Raw genomic sequence first — 16,191 nt, forward strand, 5'->3', positions numbered from 1 at the left:
GGTTTAAGCCTTTTCCAACGAGGTTTCAACACGGGAGGCCGGAATCGCCTTGGCCGCAATCAGCACTTTCTGCTGTTCGGCTTCGATGCGTTCGATGGTCTCGACCGGCACCATGTAGCCCTGATCGTCACGGGCGGCATGGATGATGAAATAGATCACGGTACCTGCAAGGCTGGCGATCGCCATCCACCAGATGTGCCAGATCATCGCGAAACCGAAGACGGTCAGCAGAGCACCCATGACCAGACCGGTCGCGGTGTTGTTCGGCATGTGGATCGGCTGGTAACGCTTGGGCACGCTGTAGGCAGTACCGTTTTCCTTGGCTTCGGTGAACGCGTCGACCTCGTCGGCCTTCGGCAGTTCGGCGAAGTTGTAGAACGGCGGTGGCGACGAAGTCGACCATTCCAGAGTGTGGCCATTCCATGGGTCGCCGGTCACGTCCAGGTTCTGCTTGCGATCACGCACGCTGACGTAGATCTGGATCAATTGGCAGGCGATACCAAATGCGATCATGACGGCGCCCACGAAGGCAACGTACAGGTACGGTACCCACTCAGGGTTGGTGGTGGCGTTCAGACGACGGGTCATGCCCATGAAGCCCAGTGCATAGAGCGGCATGAACGCGACGAAGAAGCCCGAGATCCAGAACCAGAATGCAGCCTTGCCCCAGCCTTCGTGCAGCTTGAAGCCGAACGCTTTCGGGAACCAGAAGCTGAAGCCGGCGATGTAACCGAATACCGCACCGCCGATGATGACGTTGTGGAAGTGCGCGATCACGAACAGGCTGTTGTGCAGAACGAAGTCAGCACCTGGAACAGCCAGCAGAACGCCGGTCATACCACCGATGGCGAAGGTCACCATGAAGCCCAGGGTCCACAGAACCTGGCTGGTGAAACGCAGACGGCCACGGTAGATGGTGAACAGCCAGTTGAATAGCTTCACCCCCGTCGGGATCGAGATCAGCATGGTCGCCAGGCCGAAGAAGGCGTTGACGTTGGCACCCGAACCCATGGTGAAGAAGTGGTGCAACCAAACCATGAAGCCCAGTACCGAGATCGCGCCGCTGGCGTAGATCATCGAGTGGTGGCCGAACAGTTTCTTGCCGGAGAACGTCGAGATGACTTCCGAGAACACACCGAAAGCCGGCAGGATCAGGATGTATACCTCGGGGTGGCCCCAAGCCCAGAACAGGTTGACGTACATCATCGGGTTGCCGCCGAGTTCGTTGGTGAACACGTGGAAATCCAGATAACGGTCAAGCGTCAGCAGTGCCAGGGTAGCGGTCAGGATCGGGAACGAAGCGACGATCAGCACGTTGGCCCAGGTGCAGGTCCAGGTGAAGATCGGCATGTCCATCATTTTCATGCCTGGGGTACGCATTTTCAGCACGGTGGCCAGGAAGTTGACCCCGGTCAGCGTCGTACCCAGACCCGATAGCTGTAGCGCCCAGATGTAGTAGTCCACCCCCACGCCCGGACTGTATTGCAGCCCCGACAGCGGCGGATAGGCAACCCAGCCGGTCTTGGCGAATTCGCCGACGCCCAGGGACAGGTTGATCAGCACCACGCCGGATACCAGCAGCCAGAAGCTCAGGGAGTTCAGGAACGGGTAGGCAACGTCACGCGCACCGATCTGCAGCGGCACGACGATGTTCATCAGGCCGGTGAAGAAAGGCATCGCCATGAAGATGATCATGATCACACCGTGAGCGGTGAAGATCTGGTCATAGTGATGAGGAGGCAGGTAGCCAGGGGAACCCTCGGTGGCCATGGCCAACTGGGAACGCATCATGATCGCGTCGGCGAAGCCGCGCAGCAGCATGACCATGGCAACGACGATGTACATCACGCCGATTTTCTTGTGGTCGACCGAAGTCAGCCACTCGGACCACAGGTAGGTCCACTTCTTGAAGTAGGTGATGCCCGCGAAGACCGCCAGACCACCGAAGGCGATCATGGCGATAGTCACCATGACGATCGGTTCGTGGAACGGGACCGCGTCCCAGCTTAATTTACCAAACATCGTTTACTCCTCTGCCCCGGCAGCTGAATGCGAACCTTCCGTTGCGGCCACTTCTTTCTTCTCGTGCTCGACCGGCTTGCCTGGTTTCATGCCTTCGTACTTGTCGACGATGATCTGGAACAGGTTCGGCGTGACGGAAGAATACAGCGCGACCGGGTTGTCCTGGCTCGGCTTGGAAAGTTCTGCGTATTCGGCTTGTTCAAGCTGTTTAGGTGACTGCTTGACCTCAGCTACCCAGGCATCGAAATCCGCCTGGCTGGTTGCGATCGCTTTGAATTTCATACCGGTGAAGCCGGCGCCGCTGTAGTTGGCGGAAATCCCCTCGTACTCATGATTCTCGTTGGAGATCAGGTGCAGCTTGGTCTGCATGCCGGCCATCGCGTAGATCTGGCCACCCAGGCCCGGGATGAAGAACGAGTTCATCACGGAGTCGGAGGTGATCTTGAAATTGACCGGGGTGTTGGCCGGGAACACCAGCTTGTTGACGGTGGCGATACCCTGGTCCGGGTAGATGAACAGCCATTTCCAGTCCAGCGAGACCACTTCGACGTTGATCGGCTTGACGTTCGATTCCAGCGGACGATACGGGTCCAGGGCGTGGGTCGACTTGTAGGTCACGATGCCCAGGAACAGGATGATGATGGCCGGAACAGCCCAGACCACGATTTCGATCTTGGTCGAGTGGTTCCATTTTGGCGCGTAGGTGGCGTCCTTGTTCGATGCACGGTATTTCCATGCAAAGGCCAGGGTCATGAAGATCACCGGCACCACGACCAACAACATCAGCAGCGTGGCGGTGATGATCAGGTTACGTTCATCCAGGCCTACCTGACCTTTGGGGTCAAGCAAGGTCATGTTGCACCCTCCCAGCAACAACGTGCCGAGCAGCGGCAATAAGCCTAGCAATCTGGGGTACCTAGTTTTACTCATCTCACGACCTCTAAAGCAGCTTGCGCAATGCAGTTGGGTTTTGATCGCCAACACTTCACCCTGCCAAGGGTTGGCATTTTTCTTCAATTGAATAAGGGCCGGCTCTTCGCGCTAATCGCTGATCGGCACATCGGAGCTGGCAGTGAGTCTTATTCGATTTCGTCGGTCAAAGGCCTTGTTACAGACCAATTCCATTTGGTGCGGATACGTGAAAGGTCGCCTGCACCCGGGATCGCATGGCACCTTTTGGCCCCTGTGTGTGCTCGAAATTTGAGCCACGCAGGACACTCAGTGCGGGCGATTGTAGATATGTCGGGTTTTATAAACCATGTCTCATCCTGAAATATTTTTTATCCAGAGGTGCAACAATCATTCACCGTTTTTGCAACGATATAGAATCGTATCGCTTTTCATTCTCAACAAAAAGCACTGATACAGGCTTCTACCGGCCAACCCGCCCGGCTGTACAAGCGTTCCCGAAGCCCCTACGAAACCGGCCTAACCCCTGTAAAACGGGCGCCACGGCAAGTATTGGAGAGCTTCGAAGGGGCTTCTGGCGGGGGTATGGAGAAAAAGCGCCCCCGGGAACTTTCCCGAGAATTGTTGTCGATTGGACAGACCTCGTCGAGCCGAAAACGCTCAGTGCGCCCACTGCGACGTGACAATATGTCGCACTTTTTCCAGGCCTTGGATTGCCCTCCATCACGGTCTTTTTTACCGGGGTGCGAATGCAAAAACGCCCCGGTTCCGAGCAACGGAACCGGGGCGCCACAAGAGGCTGCTCAGCGAGCGTTTTTACGGTTGCGGTAGATACCCAGCGGCACCAGCACCACGGTCAGCACGAAGGCCACCAGCGCCCATTGCGCCAGGGACAGGCCCAGCACCGGCGGGTAAGGGGTTTCGCAGAAACCGTCGACCTGAAAGCCCAGCGGGAACAGCTTGGCCAGCGGCAACCCGTCAACGATCGGCTGCAGCACATCGATGCCACAACTGACCTGGGGAAAAGCCTGGATATAGACATGCCGACCGGCCACGGCCAGACCGCCGATTGCGCTCAGCCAGACCAGCCCCTCCAGCACCGAAAGGCTGCGCCGGGTCGGCATCGCCGCGCCGATGAAAGCGAAGATCGCGATGAACAGCAATGCATAGCGCTGCAGGATGCACAGCGGGCAAGGCGCCTCACCCAGCACCACCTGCATGTACAGCGCGCCGCCGATCAAGGCCAGGCAGATCACCCCGAGCAGAACGAGAAAACGCCGTTCTCGTCCCAACCGCATCATTTCGTCATTCATCCCGTTTCCCTTATGACTTGTTATGGAATCGGCCGCAAGGCAGTGCTGCAGCAACTGTTTCAGGCCGAGTTTGCCGTCGAACAACGCGCCTGGCGCCGCTCGGGCGGGGTCGATCCCTGGCTCGCCAGTCTACACGCAGGCGATGACCTTTGAGCGTATCAAGCAGGCGATAAAGGCAGATGCGCGCATCAACTCCGGCGAATTAACGCCAAGTCGATTAAAGGCGGATTAACCATGGAGGTTTTTTGCAGAGGGTAGGCGCACAGGAGGCAGTTTTTTGTACAAGTCCCCCTGACACCAGGGGGACTCGAGCCAAGGGCTTATTCCAGTGCCGACGCCGGGCCGAAGAACTCATGATGGCTCTGCTTTTCCGGCACGCCCAGGGCCTTCAAATGACGCTTGACCGCCCCCATGAAACCCTTGGGTCCCAGGAAATAGGCATCCAGGTCACGCTGCTCCGGCAACCACTGGGCCAGTTGCTCCTGGGTCAACAAGCCGACCTTGTCGGCAGCCGGGCTGACCCCGTCATCCTCGGCGTAGCAGTAGAAACGCTTGAGTTGCGGATGACGCTCGGCCAGGCCGTCGACCCAGTCACGAAAGGCATGCACCGCACCGTTGCGCGCGCAATGGATGAAGTGCACCGGCCGCTCGGTGGCCAGTGCCGCTTCCAGCATCGGCAGGGTCGGGGTAATCCCCACCCCGCCACTGATCAATACCAGCGGCCTGTCACTGACCGCCAGGGTGAAGTCGCCCGCAGGCGGAAACAGCTCCAGGGTCGCCCCCAGCGTCAACTGATCGTGCAGGTAGTTCGACACCCGACCGCCCGCCTCGCGTTTGACGCTGATCCGGTACTGCCCGGCCTTCGCCAGCGCCGACAGGGAATAGTTGCGGCGCAACTCCTCACCGTCGATAACCAACCTCATGCCGATGTACTGCCCTGGCTCGAAGGCCAGAATGGCCTGACCATCGACCGGCTCGAAATAAAAGGAAGTGATTTCCGCGCTTTCTTCGACCTTCGCCACCAGCTTGAACAGCCGGCTGCCGCGCCAGCCCCCCGGTGCCACGGCCTTTTCTTCATAGATGGCGGCTTCGGCACCGATCAGGATATCGGCCAATTGGTTGTAGGCCGCGCCCCAGGCTGCAATCACTTGCGGCGTGGCGATTTCCTCGCCGAGCACTTCGCGGATGGCCCGCAACAGGCAAGCGCCGACAATCGGATAGTGCTCGGGAAGAATCTGCAGGGCGACATGCTTGTTGATGATTTTCGCCACCAGGTCGCCCAATTGATCGAGCTGGTCAATATGGCGGGCATACATCAGCACACCATTGGCCAGAGCCCTTGGCTGGTCGCCGCTGGCCTGGTGGGCCTGGTTGAACAGAGGGCGCACCTGCGGGTATTCCGACAGCATCATCCGGTAAAAATGGGTGGTCAGCGCCTCACCACCGCTTTCCAGCAAAGGCACGGTCGATTTGACGATGGCACGGTCTTGAGCGCTCAGCATGGGTCAACTCCTGATAGGACTGTTTTATCTGAATTGACCTGTATCAATCACACTCCATGCCAAGATATAAACTATTTAAAATCAATAACTTAAAATAATATTAGTCATAATGACACGGGCTGCCTTATAGTCATTTCGACATAAATGGAGTCAATATGACTGCAAAGCCCTTGCTGACCGCCCTACTGCCCCTGGTAGCGGATCTCTCACGGGAACTGCCCGAAAGCGAACGCTATCGGCGCCTGCTCAACGCCATGCGCGCGCTCTTGCCTTGCGACGCCGCCGCGCTGCTACGCCTGGATGGCGACTGGTTGGTGCCGCTTGCCGTCGATGGTTTGAGTCCCGACACCCTTGGCCGGCGCTTCAAGGTCAGCGAGCACCCGCGTTTCCGGATCCTGCTCGGCGCTCCCGGCCCGATACGCTTCGACAGTGACAGCGAACTGCCTGACCCTTACGACGGCCTGGTCGACGGACTGAACGAACACCTGGAAGTGCATGACTGCATGGGCTGCCCCCTGTTCATCGACGAGCGCCCCTGGGGCCTGCTGACCCTCGACGCCCTCGATCCGGAACGCTTCGAACAGATCGAACTGGATGTCCTGCAGGCGTTCGCCAGCCTCGCGGCAGCGACGGTGAACGCCGCCGAACGCATCGAGCGCCTGGCCTTGCGCGCCGAGGACGAACACCAGCGCGCCGAACTCTATCGCCAGGCCCATGGCCCGCAACAACGCGAGATGATCGGGCAGAGCAAGGCCCACAAACGCCTGGAGGAAGAGATCAACCTGGTCGGCGGCAGCGACCTGACGGTGCTGATAACTGGCGAAACCGGGGTCGGCAAGGAACTGGTGGCGCAGGCGATCCATGCCGTCTCGCCCCGTTCGGAGAGGCCCATCATCAGCCTCAACTGCGCGGCGTTGCCGGATACCCTGGTGGAAAGCGAGCTGTTCGGCCACGTGCGCGGCGCCTTCACTGGTGCGGTGGGCGACCGGCGCGGCAAGTTCGAGCTGGCCAATGGCGGCACACTGTTCCTCGATGAGGTCGGCGAGTTGTCGCTGAGCGTCCAGGCCAAACTGTTGCGGGTGCTGCAAAGCGGCCAACTGCAGCGGCTGGGCTCGGACCGCGAGCACCAGGTGGATGTACGCCTGATTGCCGCGACCAACCGCAACTTGGCCGAGGAAGTGCGCAACGGCCGCTACCGGGCAGACTTCTACCACCGCCTGAGCGTCTATCCATTGCAAGTACCGGCCCTGCGCGAGCGCGGTCGCGACGTGTTGCTGCTCAGTGGGTTCTTCCTTGAGCAGAACCGCTCGCGCCTGGGCCTGGGCAGCTTGCGCCTGAGCCCGGATGCCCAAACGGCGCTGCTGGCCTACAATTGGCCGGGTAACGTGCGGGAACTGGAGCACCTGATCGGGCGCAGCGCCCTCAAGGCTCTGGGCAATTGCCGGGAGCGACCGAAAATTCTCAGCCTGAGCGCCGCCGACCTCGACCTGCCGACAACCGCCGCCCAGACGCCTGAAGTCCAGGCGGACAGCCCGCCGAACCGGCAGACCGGGCTCGACTTACGCCAAGCCACGGAGCAGTATCAACGGCAGTTGATCGCTGACTGCCTGGAGCGTCATCAGCAGAACTGGGCCGCAGCGGCGCGGGATTTGGGCCTGGACCGGGCGAATCTGGGCCGCCTGGCCAGGCGGCTCGGGCTCAAGTGAGACGGCCAATGGCAAGATTCACCTAAAGCCCTTCGCGCTCAGGTCGATAACTCTTGATAGATACCCGTTCGGGGCTGATTCGCCCCAACGCAGCTCTTTGTATAGAAGGTTTTTATGTCCTCGAACAAAGCTCGCGCAGATTCACTGTCGCTTCTGCTTTTTACCTTGCGCAGCGGCAAGCTGATGGCGATCAACCTGCTTAAGGTCAGCGAAATCATCTCCTGTCCGCCGCTGACCAAGCTACCGGAATCGCACCCGCATGTCCGAGGAATCGCCACTCTGCGCGGCGCCTCGCTGTCGGTGATCGACCTGAGCCGGGCACTCGGCGAGCGCCCACTGGCGGACCCCGACGGCGGCTGCCTGATCGTCACCGATGTCAGCCGCTCCAAGCAGGGTCTGCATGTCCAGGCCGTGAGCAAGATCGTCCACTGCCTGACCACCGACATTCGCCCGCCGCCCTTCGGCTCCGGTGGTCCCAAGGCCTTTATCACCGGGGTGACTCAGGTCGATGGCACTCTGGTGCAGGTACTGGACATCGAAAAGGTCATCCATGTCATCGCCCCGGCACAGATCGAAGTCGCACCGACCGAGCTGAGCATGGAAGAAGCCGACCTGCTCGGCAATGCGCGGATTCTGGTGGTCGACGACAGCCAGGTGGCACTGCAGCAATCGGTCCACACCCTGCGCAACCTCGGTCTGACCTGCCACACCGCCCGCAGCGCCAAGGATGCCATCGGCTGCCTGCTCGACCTGCAAGGCACCGCAGAACAGATCAATATCGTGGTCTCGGACATCGAGATGTCGGAAATGGACGGTTATGCGCTCACCCGCACCATACGTGAAACCCCGGACTTCAAGGACATCTACATTCTGCTGCACACCTCCCTGGACAGTGCAATGAACGCCGAGAAGGCCAGCCAGGCCGGAGCCAACGGGGTATTGACCAAGTTCTCCTCGCCGGAACTGACCAAGTGCCTGATCCTGGCCGCCAGGACCGTAGCCGAACAGGGCCTCTGAAATGTCCCAGTGCCACTGCTTGCTGCTGCGCAAGGACCTCGACGGTTTGCTCGAGGTACCGCAGTGGCCGGCGGACATTCGCCTGGAGGCATTGCACCCGGAACAGATGGAGGCGGTACACGCCCTGTTGATACAGGCCCATGACGACGACCTGGAGATCGAGGACTTCTCGAACTGGCGCGAGCGTTTCACCTGCGATGCCGAATTCGATCCAAGCCTGTGCCTGCTCGCCATGGACGAACAGGGCCTGGTCGGCGTCGCCCAGTGCTGGACCAGCGCCTACATCAAGGACCTGGTGATCCACCCTCGCCGCCGTGGCGAGGGTCTGGGCCAGGCGCTGCTGCGCCATACCTTCCAGGTCTTCGCCTCGCGGGGTGAAGCGTTCGTCGATCTCAAGGTCATGGAAGACAACCTGCCGGCCCGATGCCTGTACGATGCCGCCGGCATGCGCTTCATCCAGCGCTATGAAGTCAGCCCGGCTCAGGCATAATCGCGTTTTTGCCGGATGCACCTTCAGGAGACCTGCCATGAAAGCCTCCACCCTGATCTTCATCAGCCTCACCACACTGGCCAGCCAGGCCCATGCATCCGGTCCCAATGAGTGGGCGGCCTACAATAAGGCGGTGCTCGCCAGTTGCACCAAGGCCAGCAGCCTCAAGAACGTGAAAGCGCTGGGCAATCCGGCGCAGTTCGACGACAAGGTCGGCTACACCGCGGTACTGCTTCGCGGCCAATACCCTCAGGCCCACATGAAAAACCAGCCGGGCACCGAACTCTGCCTGTACAACAAGAAGAGCAAGACCGCTGCCGTGACCGAATGGGACTCGGTGATGCCGGCACGCAGCCACTGAGCGACTGGCGCACAACTTGCTTCGTTCAGAGTCCATGTGGTGACGGCCTGTCGGGTTTGTGTCACTACGCCAGTCACAGCCCTGTTGTCGGTCAGTCCATGAACACCCATTTCTCCTGCGTAGGCTGCGGCAAATGCTGCACCGATCACCATGTCCCGCTGACCCTGGCCGAAGCCCGGCAGTGGGCCGACGACGGCGGCCAAGTCATTGTGCTGGTGGAAGCCTTCCTGCCGGATGGCACCGGCATAACGCCGCAGCAGCGCGAACACGCGCAACGCCGATCCTGGGGAGTACCCTGCGGCAGTACCGAAGCGCGCGTGGCGATCACCTTCGCCGCCTACAATGTCGGCCCCTGCCGGAATCTTGACGAACGCTTGCTCTGCCGGATCTACGAACGGCGACCACTGGTGTGCCGCATCTATCCGATGGAAATCAATCCGCACATTCCGCTCCGGCCAACGGCCAAGGAGTGCCCGCCGGAATCATGGCTGACCGAGCAACCGCTGCTGATCAGGAGCGGCCAGTTGGTGGATGCCGGGTTGGCGCGGCTGATCGAGGATTCGCGCCAGGCCGACCGTGACGACATTCGGGCCAAGCAAGCCATCTGCGCCCACCTGGGTATTCACACCACGGCACTCAAGGGCGATGGTTTCACCGCCTACCTGCCACAGATGAATGCGTTCGCCCAGGCCATTGAGCGTGTGGAACAACAGTCGCACTGGCCTGCCGAGAACGAATGGGCGTTTCACGTCTCCGGCCACGACATTGCCGAGCAACTGCGCGCAGCGGGAGCGCGGGTGGTCAGCGATACGCCGCTGACCTATACGTTCATTCCCCTGCGCGCGGCCTGACGACCCGGCAACTACACCCGGCTGCCACGCCCCCAGAACTCCTGCGCCAGCGAGCGCAGGTCATCCGCCAGCCCGGCGACGTCGCCGGAATTGAGATGGCTCTGCTGCCCGGCGCTGACGGTCACTTCGCAGGCGTTGCGGATACTCATGATGTTGCGATTGATGTCTTCGCTGACCGCACTCTGCTCTTCCACTGCCGCGGCAATCTGCAGGCTCATCTCGGTGATCCGGCTGACCCGTTCGTTGATGCCGCTCAGGGCCTCGGCGGCCTGCTGTACCTGCTGCACGCTGTCTTCGGCATGCTGGCTGCTTTGCCGCATGACCAGCACCGCCTCCCGTGCACCGTCCTGCAGGTTGCTGATCATCCGCTGGATCTCGCTGGTCGATTGCTGGGTCCGCTGAGCCAGCCCACGCACCTCATCGGCCACCACCGCGAAACCACGCCCCTGCTCGCCCGCCCGCGCCGCCTCGATGGCCGCATTCAGCGCCAGCAGGTTGGTCTGTTCGGCAATACCGCGAATCACCTCAAGCACACTGGAAATTTCGCTGCTGTGGTTTTCCAGGTGATGAATCACCTCGGTCGCCCGAGCCAGCTCTTCGGCCAGGCGCAGCACCGAACTGCGACTCTCGCCCACCAGATGATGACCGTCACGTGTCTCGCTGCCGGCCAGGTCGGCCGCCACCGAAGCCTGCTGGGCATTGCTGGCGACTTCGGCAACGCTGGCAGCCATCTCGTGAATGGCTGCCGCGACCTGATCGGTTTCCGCCTGCTGCTCCAGGGTGCTGCTGTGACTGCTCTCGATATGCCGAACCAACTCCTGCGCGTGCCCGGACAGACGCTGCGAAGCATCACCGATGCGCCCGACCACCGAACCGACCTGGGCCTCGAGCATACGCAGGGCGAACTCGATCTGGCCGAACTCATCACTACGGCCGGTGTAGATCGCCTGGCTCAACGGATTGTCGGCCAGATCGCGCGCGCGCTCGGTCAAGCGGCCGAGCGGGCGCAAGACGCCATGAATGGTCGCGCAACACAAGGCGCTGCCCACAACCCACAAACCCAGTTCGAACAACAGCGGTTGCGGTGAAAACCATTGCCCCAACGCCAGGGCTGCGGCGAATGCCAGACTGGACTGCAGCGCCAGCCGGTGCGACAAGCCGAGCCTTGGCAGGCGTTGGCGCCATGAGCGGCGGCCACTGCGCAATTGTTCGTAGCCACGTTCGGCAGCCTCGACCTGCGCGGCCGTGGGTTGGGTCCGCACCGACTGGTATTCGACGGTCTGGCCGCTCTTGCTCACTGGCGTGGCGTAGGCGCTGACCCAGTAATGATCGCCGTTCTTGCAGCGGTTCTTCACCATGCCCATCCACGGGCGGCCAGCCTTGAGGCTCTGCCACAGATGGGCGAACGCTTCGGGCGGCATGTCGGGATGGCGTAGCAGGTTATGCGCCGAGCCCAGCAACTCTTCCTGGCTGTAGCCACTGATCCGGATGAAATCCGGATTGGCGTAGGTAATGCAGCCTTTCAGATCGGTGGTCGAAAGGATATTGGCGTCGCGAGCGACCTCGACGTTTCGGCCGGTAACCGGGAGATTGATCTTCATGAGGGACGCGCTCGGATGATGAGGTAGGGTCAGCAGGGCGTCGACTCTAAGCGGACCAAAATCCAAAACACTGATCCAGATCAGCTTCAGGCGATAAGGCCAGCGCGCCCGCAGGCCATCATTTGTAGAACAGATCGACGACAACCTCGGCGGCGAATGGACCGGCCTTGGGCCGGTCGCTGTTCCACAGCAGTTCGGCATCGAACCGCGCGGTGGCGGCCTGGGTGCCGCCCAGCAGTTCGGCCAGATGAAACGAACGGTTGTACGGAATCGGCGCACCGCCGCCGGCCCTGACGATACGGATACCGACACCGTCATTGCCTTTAGGTATCAGCAAATCCCCGGCCAGGGTTCCCGACACCGGTTTCAGACGGGCATCGAGACTGAAGGCACTGTCGCAGGTACGGCTGGTGTGCAAGGCGAACGGCCGCCGTTCGACCACTTGCCCCACCACCACGTGCTGGATGGCGATCGGCCCAAAGTCGATGGTCTCGGGGATGACTTGCAATTGCGCATCACAGGCAACGAAGCGCAAACCAGCCAGGTTATTGATCACGTAGTTGAGCGAATGGCCCTCGTTGCCTGGCCCACTGCTGCCGTCGAGCTGGAACAACCGGTAATCCTGCAACTGACTGGCCACACCCGAGGGCGGTGTCGGGCCGAACTTTTCGATGAACAGGGAAAACCCCAGATTGAAGCGCAACGGCGCACAGCCCTGCGCACCGACACAGGCCGGCAGGCTGCGGCCGGTGGCTATGCGACCACTGCTCTGACGATAGTCGACACCTTCGTGAGTCAGCCCCAGGCGAATACCCTGGCCGACCACCTGGCGCGCCGGGTTGAGATGGATATAGATGTCCTGGGCCGCTGTCGACTGACTATCCGTGACGCACTCGACGGCCAGGTTGAGCGGTTCAGAACGCCAGACCAATGTGCCATTGGGCGCCGACGCAGGAATCGCCACACTGCTGCCGAGGTCGGCACTGGCCACCAGCGCCCCGCTGCCTTGCAGGGTACAGGTGAGGGCAAAGCAACTGGCGGGGCTGAACAATCCGAGCAGCAACAGGCAACGTCGCCAGGTCATGGGAGACAGCTTAATCATGGGCAGATCCACTCTGTGAAAGAGAAGCGTCGCCAACCAGCGACGCACTGAAAGGAGCACCGAAATCGAATCGGGCCCGGTAGGTTCGTTGGCCGCCGTAATCGGTCAGGGCGTTGAACCGCAGCCAGGCCTGACGGGCGCCCAGGGCGCGCGAGGTCAACAGCAATTCACGGCGGCCACCCGGCGGTACCAGCAGGTCATCGCCCAGAAGATGGCGACCCTGCTCGTCGGCCAGTTCCAGACTCAGCAGCGCCGCGTGAAACGGCGTCGGGTTTTCCACCTTGAGCCGCAGCACCCCGCTGGCATCGCGTTCCAGCACCCAGCGCAGGTGTTGCGGGGTCAGCGCCGGATCACCGGCCAGCCCAGGCGGTCGGAACAGCACGTTGATCCGCTGGCGAATGGCAATGCTCAAACGGCCTTCGCCGGATGGGGCACGGGGAATTTCCATCACATAAAGATGCAACAGCGACTCGCGGCTCGTCGGCATGCCACGCCCTGCATACATCAGCCGCAAGGCTTGCCGCCCCTCGGGCACCAACCGCGAGATCGGCGGGGTCAGCACGAACGGCAAGGGGTCCGAGCGGGCCTCCTCGTGACCTTCCAGCCAGGCTTGCAGCAGCACCTCCTGGCGCCCGCGATTGCGGGCTTCGATGCTCACGTCAGGAAAACGCCCGTCGAACACCAGCCGCGTGCCACTCAGGGAGACACTCGCCAGCACCGGAGCCATCGTGACCAGGCCCAGCATCAGGAGCCACAACTGCCGACCGTTCACTGGCAGACCACCTGGACCCGGTCATAGGTCAGTTGCGGGTCGCGGGGCGGCAGACGGAACGGGAACTGGCAACTGCGCCCGGACCACCTAACCTGCAGCGTTCCCTCTTGCCGATCGCTGAGCACCAGTGCCCGGCTGGTCGGGTCGACCACTGCCAACGCCTTGCCCTGCGCATCCTGGACACTGGCCCCGAACGGCAGGGCACTGCCATCGGTCAGGCGCAGCTCGAACTGCACCCGACGCCCAGTGCTGGCCTGGAACACGGCGTGGGTCGAGGAGCCACGCCGTGGCACCACCTGGGCGATAGCATTTTCCACCTCGATATCGGCGCCCAGGCGACGGGTATCCAGGCTGACCCAGTTGGCACGATAAGGCTGGACATACGGCACCACGGCAAAACCGTTGCGTCCCGTTTCAACCCCCGCGAAGCTGTTGAAACGCGCGCCCGCCACACCCGGCACTTCGGCCAATGTGAAGGTGTCACCCAAAGACTGCCCCAGGTTCACCCCACCCGCATGGGCGACCAGCGAGCCCCGTGCCCCCAGATTCCAACTGTTGAAGTCCTGACCATGGCTGTAGCCGGCCTCGAACCGGCCGACCGAGGTCGTCGCATTGACACTGGCCGAACCGGTTCGACCACCACTGCCATCATGACCGGCCAGTACCGAGTAGAAGGCATTACGGTCCAGTACACGTCCGCTCAGGCCGGCCATCACGCTGGCGTCGCCCTGGTTGTCGCGGACCGCGGTCAGCGAGGCGCGGGTCGAGCTTTCAGGGCGACCCAGCGGTAGCGACAGCGTCAGGGTCAGTTGGTGGTCGGTGGCAATCCGACCGTCGAGGTCGGTCGAACGGCTGCGATCCAGGGACAGACTGTAGCTGAGATCGCGCCAGTAACCGCCATAGGTGGCATTGAACTGCCGCGACTTGCCCGGCAGGTTCCAGAACCGCTGCTCCAGCGCGGTGAAGCTGAACGTCCCGGCCTCCAGCGGCTGACTGAGGGTGATGTCGAAGCGATCACGGGCCCGACCGATCGGATTGCGCGCCAGGTGGTCACGCCCATCCACATGCTGTTCGAAGCTGCGGTACTGCTCGCTGGAATAACGATAACCGGCCAGGGCGAAGGTGGTTCGGGTCGCATTCAGGGTATTGGCATAGCGCAGTCGCAGGCTCTGGCCGCCCAGATCGGTGCCGGCCTGATGGCTGACCGAATGGGTCAGGTCAGCCGAAACCGCGCCCAACCCGGTATTGACCCCGGCTCCGAGGTTGCTGGCCTCGAACGCGTCAGCCAACTGCACCCCGCCGAACCCGGTGATCCGCTCGCTCAGGCCGTAGATCAGCGTGGTGCTGGCGAACCCGGGATTCGCCTGCCGGCTGTCGTTGCTGTCGTACTGGCCGGCCTCGATGCTGTAGCTGAAGCTTCCCTTGGGCAGCATCAATGGCAACGAGGCAAACGCCTGGACGAAGCTGCGCTGCCGGCCGTCCGCCTCGATCACCATCACCTGCAGATCGCCGTTGGAACCGCTGGGGTAAAAGTCATTGATCTCGAACGGCCCGGGCGGCACGTTCGAGCTGTACAGCAGATAACCGCCCTGGCGAATCTCGACGGTGGCGTTGCTTTCCGCCACACCGCGAATGGTCGGCGCATAGACTCGCTCACTGTCGGGCAACATGCCGTCGTCCGACGCCACCTGGACGCCACGAAAGCGCACGCTGTCGAACACCCGTGCATCGGTGTAGGTCTCGCCGAGGGTCAGTTGGCCTTTCCAGGCGGTCAGGTCACGCTGAGCATAGGTCTGGTTGCTGGTGAAGCGCGTGGCCTGCGAGTCGCCCTGCACCAACGACGACTCGTTGCGCAGGCGCCAGGGCCCGAGGTTCAGCCCATTGCGCAGGCCCAGGTAATAACTGCTGATTTTCTGCCGGTCGAACTCGCGGCGATTGCCGTTGAAGGCATAGCTGACGAAACCGCTGTTGATACCCTGGTCCCACAATTCCGGCGACAGATAGCCACGGGCCTCGCGCCGCAGCGCGACCTGCGGCACGCCGAGGTTGAGTGCCAGGGTGTTGGGTTGATAGTCGACGCTGGCACTCTCCAGCTTGCCAAGATCGAAGCACTGCTCACCGGCGATATCCGACGGTGCTCCGGCCAGGCTGGCGAGACGGTCGGTATCCAGCCCCAGGTCCCGCAGCAGGTCCAGGGTCAGGCACGGTTCCACGCGCCCGCTCGCGCTGTCACGACTGAAGCGCACATCCCGCCGCGCACTGAGGGCCCGGTTCAGGTAGATGTCGACCCGATAGGTGCCCGGCAGCACGCTGTTGCCCTCCAGAAAGGCATGGATATCCGCTGGCTGCTCGCCGCCATGGATAAAGGCGGTGTTGAACCTGACGCGCTCCCCCACCGGCTCGGAAAATGCCAGTTCCGGAATCAGCAGGCACAGCCCGAGGGACAGCGGCAAACCGGTCTGGCGGCTCCTGCCCGGCAACAGGAAAGAGGCGGTGGTCTGTATTTTCCCGCAACACGATGGCAGCAGAACTTCCTTTGTTCTTC

Annotated in this window: 15 protein-coding genes and 1 pseudogene; 7 read left to right on the plus strand and 9 right to left on the minus strand. The window is 61.7% G+C overall.

The window, feature by feature from the left end:
• Positions 1–3 precede the first annotated feature (3 nt).
• Positions 4–2,022 (minus strand): cytochrome o ubiquinol oxidase subunit I, encoded by a 2,019-nt coding sequence (cyoB, locus tag BLU37_RS02065; RefSeq protein ID WP_090202086.1) that lies wholly within the window; start codon positions 2,020–2,022, stop codon positions 4–6.
• Between the two features lie 3 nt (positions 2,023–2,025).
• Complete coding sequence (gene cyoA / locus BLU37_RS02070; RefSeq protein ID WP_026007513.1) at positions 2,026–2,952, minus strand: ubiquinol oxidase subunit II; 927 nt, start codon at positions 2,950–2,952, stop codon at positions 2,026–2,028.
• Between the two features lie 27 nt (positions 2,953–2,979).
• On the opposite strand from cyoA, the gene BLU37_RS29775 reads away from it, so the two are divergent.
• A complete protein-coding gene (locus BLU37_RS29775; RefSeq protein ID WP_408003654.1) occupies positions 2,980–3,294 on the plus strand; it encodes a hypothetical protein in 315 nt (104 codons plus the stop codon).
• Between the two features lie 440 nt (positions 3,295–3,734).
• Here BLU37_RS29775 and BLU37_RS02080 read toward each other — a convergent pair whose 3' ends face one another.
• Positions 3,735–4,244 (minus strand): disulfide bond formation protein B, encoded by a 510-nt coding sequence (locus tag BLU37_RS02080; protein WP_090202087.1) that lies wholly within the window; start codon positions 4,242–4,244, stop codon positions 3,735–3,737.
• A gap of 12 nt (positions 4,245–4,256) precedes the next feature.
• On the opposite strand from BLU37_RS02080, the gene BLU37_RS28950 reads away from it, so the two are divergent.
• Positions 4,257–4,397: a hypothetical protein gene (locus tag BLU37_RS28950; protein WP_157696362.1), complete on the plus strand. Its 141-nt coding sequence runs from the start codon at positions 4,257–4,259 to the stop codon at positions 4,395–4,397.
• A gap of 167 nt (positions 4,398–4,564) precedes the next feature.
• On the opposite strand, the gene hmpA is transcribed toward BLU37_RS28950, so the two are convergent.
• Positions 4,565–5,746, minus strand: coding sequence for an NO-inducible flavohemoprotein (hmpA, locus tag BLU37_RS02085; protein WP_090202088.1), 1,182 nt, complete (start codon positions 5,744–5,746; stop codon positions 4,565–4,567).
• A 155-nt stretch (positions 5,747–5,901) separates the two neighbouring features.
• Here hmpA and norR point away from each other — a divergent pair, with 155 nt between their 5' ends.
• The 5 genes from norR to BLU37_RS02110 all read left to right on the plus strand — a co-directional run bounded on the left by norR (position 5,902) and on the right by BLU37_RS02110 (position 10,171).
• Entirely contained in the window at positions 5,902–7,452 is a 1,551-nt protein-coding gene (gene norR / locus BLU37_RS02090) for a nitric oxide reductase transcriptional regulator NorR (protein WP_090202089.1), read from the plus strand.
• A 114-nt stretch (positions 7,453–7,566) separates the two neighbouring features.
• Positions 7,567–8,469, plus strand: a complete 903-nt coding sequence (locus BLU37_RS02095) for a chemotaxis protein (RefSeq protein WP_010452652.1) — start codon at positions 7,567–7,569, stop codon at positions 8,467–8,469.
• A gap of 1 nt (position 8,470) precedes the next feature.
• The gene (locus BLU37_RS02100) at positions 8,471–8,959 is read left to right on the plus strand and encodes a GNAT family N-acetyltransferase (protein WP_090202090.1); all 489 of its coding nucleotides are present in this window, start codon (positions 8,471–8,473) and stop codon (positions 8,957–8,959) included.
• Positions 8,960–8,996: 37 nt separating this feature from the next.
• A complete protein-coding gene (locus tag BLU37_RS02105; protein WP_010452649.1) occupies positions 8,997–9,320 on the plus strand; it encodes a hypothetical protein in 324 nt (107 codons plus the stop codon).
• Between the two features lie 98 nt (positions 9,321–9,418).
• Positions 9,419–10,171 carry a YkgJ family cysteine cluster protein gene (locus BLU37_RS02110; RefSeq protein WP_090202091.1) on the plus strand — a complete coding sequence of 251 codons (753 nt, stop codon included), beginning with the start codon at positions 9,419–9,421 and terminating at the stop codon, positions 10,169–10,171.
• Positions 10,172–10,182: 11 nt separating this feature from the next.
• Here the strand turns inward: BLU37_RS02110 and BLU37_RS02115 are convergent, their stop codons facing one another.
• The 5 genes and pseudogenes from BLU37_RS02115 to BLU37_RS02130 all read right to left on the minus strand — a co-directional run bounded on the left by BLU37_RS02115 (position 10,183) and on the right by BLU37_RS02130 (position 16,099).
• Positions 10,183–11,235 (minus strand): methyl-accepting chemotaxis protein, encoded by a 1,053-nt coding sequence (locus tag BLU37_RS02115; RefSeq protein ID WP_408003693.1) that lies wholly within the window; start codon positions 11,233–11,235, stop codon positions 10,183–10,185.
• Between the two features lie 255 nt (positions 11,236–11,490).
• Positions 11,491–11,973: pseudogene (locus BLU37_RS29780) on the minus strand (PAS domain-containing protein); the annotation flags it as partial.
• Complete coding sequence (locus BLU37_RS02120) at positions 11,891–12,874, minus strand: fimbrial protein (protein ID WP_172832990.1); 984 nt, start codon at positions 12,872–12,874, stop codon at positions 11,891–11,893. The pseudogene BLU37_RS29780 and the gene BLU37_RS02120, both read right to left, overlap by 83 nt.
• The gene (locus BLU37_RS02125) at positions 12,867–13,646 is read right to left on the minus strand and encodes a fimbrial biogenesis chaperone (protein WP_232000451.1); all 780 of its coding nucleotides are present in this window, start codon (positions 13,644–13,646) and stop codon (positions 12,867–12,869) included. The genes BLU37_RS02120 and BLU37_RS02125 overlap by 8 nt, the downstream gene beginning before the upstream one ends.
• Positions 13,643–16,099, minus strand: coding sequence for a fimbria/pilus outer membrane usher protein (locus BLU37_RS02130; protein WP_090202094.1), 2,457 nt, complete (start codon positions 16,097–16,099; stop codon positions 13,643–13,645). The genes BLU37_RS02125 and BLU37_RS02130 overlap by 4 nt, the downstream gene beginning before the upstream one ends.
• Between the last annotated feature and the right edge of the window lie 92 nt (positions 16,100–16,191).

This window comes from Pseudomonas asplenii (assembly GCF_900105475.1).
Lineage (GTDB): Bacteria > Pseudomonadota > Gammaproteobacteria > Pseudomonadales > Pseudomonadaceae > Aquipseudomonas > Aquipseudomonas asplenii.

Bases quoted from the DNA above. Each gene is read 5' to 3' on its own strand.
- BLU37_RS02110 (WP_090202091.1), top strand. From the start codon at position 9,419: ATGAACACCCATTTCTCCTGCGTAGGCTGCGGCAAATGCTGCACCGAT.
- norR (WP_090202089.1), top strand. From the start codon at position 5,902: ATGACTGCAAAGCCCTTGCTGACCGCCCTACTGCCCCTGGTAGCGGAT.
- BLU37_RS02095 (WP_010452652.1), top strand. From the start codon at position 7,567: ATGTCCTCGAACAAAGCTCGCGCAGATTCACTGTCGCTTCTGCTTTTT.
- BLU37_RS02100 (WP_090202090.1), top strand. From the start codon at position 8,471: ATGTCCCAGTGCCACTGCTTGCTGCTGCGCAAGGACCTCGACGGTTTG.
- BLU37_RS28950 (WP_157696362.1), top strand. From the start codon at position 4,257: ATGACTTGTTATGGAATCGGCCGCAAGGCAGTGCTGCAGCAACTGTTT.
- BLU37_RS02120 (WP_172832990.1), bottom strand. From the start codon at position 12,874: ATGATTAAGCTGTCTCCCATGACCTGGCGACGTTGCCTGTTGCTGCTC.
- cyoB (WP_090202086.1), bottom strand. From the start codon at position 2,022: ATGTTTGGTAAATTAAGCTGGGACGCGGTCCCGTTCCACGAACCGATC.
- cyoA (WP_026007513.1), bottom strand. From the start codon at position 2,952: ATGAGTAAAACTAGGTACCCCAGATTGCTAGGCTTATTGCCGCTGCTC.
- hmpA (WP_090202088.1), bottom strand. From the start codon at position 5,746: ATGCTGAGCGCTCAAGACCGTGCCATCGTCAAATCGACCGTGCCTTTG.
- BLU37_RS02105 (WP_010452649.1), top strand. From the start codon at position 8,997: ATGAAAGCCTCCACCCTGATCTTCATCAGCCTCACCACACTGGCCAGC.
- BLU37_RS02080 (WP_090202087.1), bottom strand. From the start codon at position 4,244: ATGAATGACGAAATGATGCGGTTGGGACGAGAACGGCGTTTTCTCGTT.
- BLU37_RS29775 (WP_408003654.1), top strand. From the start codon at position 2,980: ATGCAGTTGGGTTTTGATCGCCAACACTTCACCCTGCCAAGGGTTGGC.